General features: G+C 69.3%; 1 protein-coding gene and 1 pseudogene. Both read right to left on the reverse strand.

Annotated features, from left to right (window positions below):
- Positions 1–8 precede the first annotated feature (8 nt).
- Positions 9–2,201: an aldehyde oxidoreductase molybdenum-binding subunit PaoC gene (gene paoC, locus MXAZACID_RS07945; protein WP_008493724.1), complete on the reverse strand. Its 2,193-nt coding sequence runs from the start codon at positions 2,199–2,201 to the stop codon at positions 9–11.
- A pseudogene (locus MXAZACID_RS19265) lies at positions 2,198–2,430 on the reverse strand (hypothetical protein); the annotation flags it as partial. The pseudogene MXAZACID_RS19265 and the gene paoC, both read right to left, overlap by 4 nt.

Consider the following 2,430-nt stretch of genomic DNA (forward strand, 5'->3'; position numbering starts at 1 on the left):
GCTAAGTTTCAGGCCGGCATGGCGGCCAGCAGCTTGTCCAGCGTCACCGGATAGTCGCGCACCCGAACCCCGGTGGCGTTATACACAGCATTGGCCACCGCCGCGGCGGCGCCGCACAGCCCCAGCTCGCCCACCCCCTTGGCCTTCATCGGCGAGGAGATCGGATCAGGCTCGTCCAGGAATACCACCTCCTGATGCGGAATATCCGCATGTACCGGAACCTCATAGCCGGCAAGGTCATGGTTGGCGAAATAGCCGCGCTGATGGTCGACCGCCAGCTCCTCCATTAGCGCCGCGCCAACCCCCATGGTCATCGCGCCGATCACCTGGCTGCGGGCGGATTTGGGGTTGAGGATGCGCCCGGCATCGCAGACCGCCAGCATCCGCCGCACCCGGATTTCCGCCGTCGCCGCATCCACCGACACCTCGGCGAAATGCGCGGCGAAGGTGGATTGCTGGTAGCGCTCCGCCAGATCGCCATATTCGATGCCATCCTCGGCCACCAGCTCGCCCTGCCGGGCGGCGTCGGCCAGGGCGACGCGATGGCCGCCCGACTGCACCGCGCCATCGGCGAACACCGCATCCGCGTCATTCACCCCCAGCCGCGCGACGATCTGCTGGCGCAACGCAACGCAGGCGGCGTATACGCCAGAGGTCGCGTTGTTCGCCCCCCATTGCCCGCCGGAGCCGGCGGAGACGGGGGAGTCGGAATCCCCCAGCCGCACCTCCACCTGCGCCATCGGCACGCCCAGCATCTCGGCGGCGGTCTGGGCGATGATGGTGTAGCTGCCGGTGCCGATATCGGTCATGTCGGTCTCGACGATCAGCCGGCAATCGCGGGTCAGCCGCACCCGGGCGGCGGATTTGGTCAGCAGATTATTGCGGATGCCGGCGGCGACACCGAGCCCGATGAAGGCGCCGCCCTCCCGGCGCTGGCCGGGCTTGGCCTGACGTTGCGCCCAGCCGAAACGCTGCGCGCCGCGCTTCAGGCACTCGACCAGATGGCGCTGCGAAAACGGCCGCTCAGGGTTTTCCGGGTCGAGCTGGGTGTCGTTGAGGATCCGGAACTGCACCGGGTCCATGCCCAGCCGTTCCGCCATCTCGTCCATCGCCACCTCCAGCGCCATCAGCCCGGAGGCCTCGCCGGGGGCGCGCATGGCATTGCCCTCGGGCAGATCCAGCCGCGCCAGCCGGGTGCGGGTGAGCCGCCCTGGGGCGGCGTAGAGCAGCCGGGTCTGATGCACGGCGGTCTCGGTGGCGCCGTCCGGCAGATTGCCGGACCAGCTTTCATGCGCGATCGCCAGCAGCCTGCCATCCGGCGCGGCGCCCAGGCGGATGCGCTGGCGCGTCGCCGGGCGGTGGGTGGTGTTGTTGAAGATCATCGGGCGGGTCAGCGCCACCTTCACCGGCCGGCCGACCTCCCGCGCCGCCAGCGCCGCCAGGATGCAATCCGCGCGCAGGAATAATTTGCCGCCGAAGCCGCCGCCGACATAAGGCGAATCGAGCCGCACCTTCTCCGGCGGCAGCCCCAGCGTTTCCGCCACATCCGCCTTGCCCCAGGCGATCATCTGGTTCGAGGTCCAGATCGTCACCGCGCCATCCTTCCAGGCGGCGATGCTGGCATGCGGCTCCATCATCGCGTGCGACTGGTCGGGGGTGGTGTAGGTCTCATCCAGCGTCACCGGGGCCTGCGCATAGTCACGCGCGAAATCGCCGAATGCGCTGTCGGGATCACCGGATTCAGGTTTGACGGCGCGCTCCTGCGCCGCCGCCAAATCGAACTGGCCCGGCTGCGCCTCATAATCCGGGCGGATCAGCAGCGCCGCGGCGCGCGCCATCTCGAAACTCTCCGCCACCACGATGGCGATGGCCTGGTCGTAATGCTCGATCTCCGGGCCGCCGAGCAGCCGCGCGGTATTGCGCTTGCCCTTGCCGAGCTTGCCGGCATTGGCAGAGGTGACGATGCCCAGCACGCCGGGGGCGGCGCGCGCGGCGTCCAGATCCATCGCCTTGATGCGGCCCTTGGCGATGCCGGCGCCGATGATATAGCCATAGGCCTGATCGGGCACGACGCCGTGACGCTCATAGGCGTAAGGCGCGCTGCCGGTGACTTTCAGCTGGCCCTCGATGCGGTCCAGCGGCTGGCCGATGAAACACTGCCGGTCGATCGGGTTGGTTGTGGCGGGGGCGTCGAATTTCATGACATCATCTCCTTCCCCTGCATCTCCCGCGCCTGCGCCAGCGCGGCGGTGATGGTCCGGGCCAGAAGGGGCTGTTTGAAGGCATTGTCCGGACGGGGCCGCGCCCCCTCCAGCAAGGCGGCAGAGACCTCTGCGCCGCCTTGCGGCAGCGCCGCATCCGCCGCCTCCACCCGCCAGGGGCGCGGGGCGATGCCGCCGGCGGCCAGGCGCCCGCTGCCATCCGGCTGGA

Origin of the sequence: Acidocella sp. MX-AZ02 (genome assembly GCF_000306035.1) — a bacterium.
Classification (GTDB): domain Bacteria; phylum Pseudomonadota; class Alphaproteobacteria; order Acetobacterales; family Acetobacteraceae; genus Acidocella; species Acidocella facilis.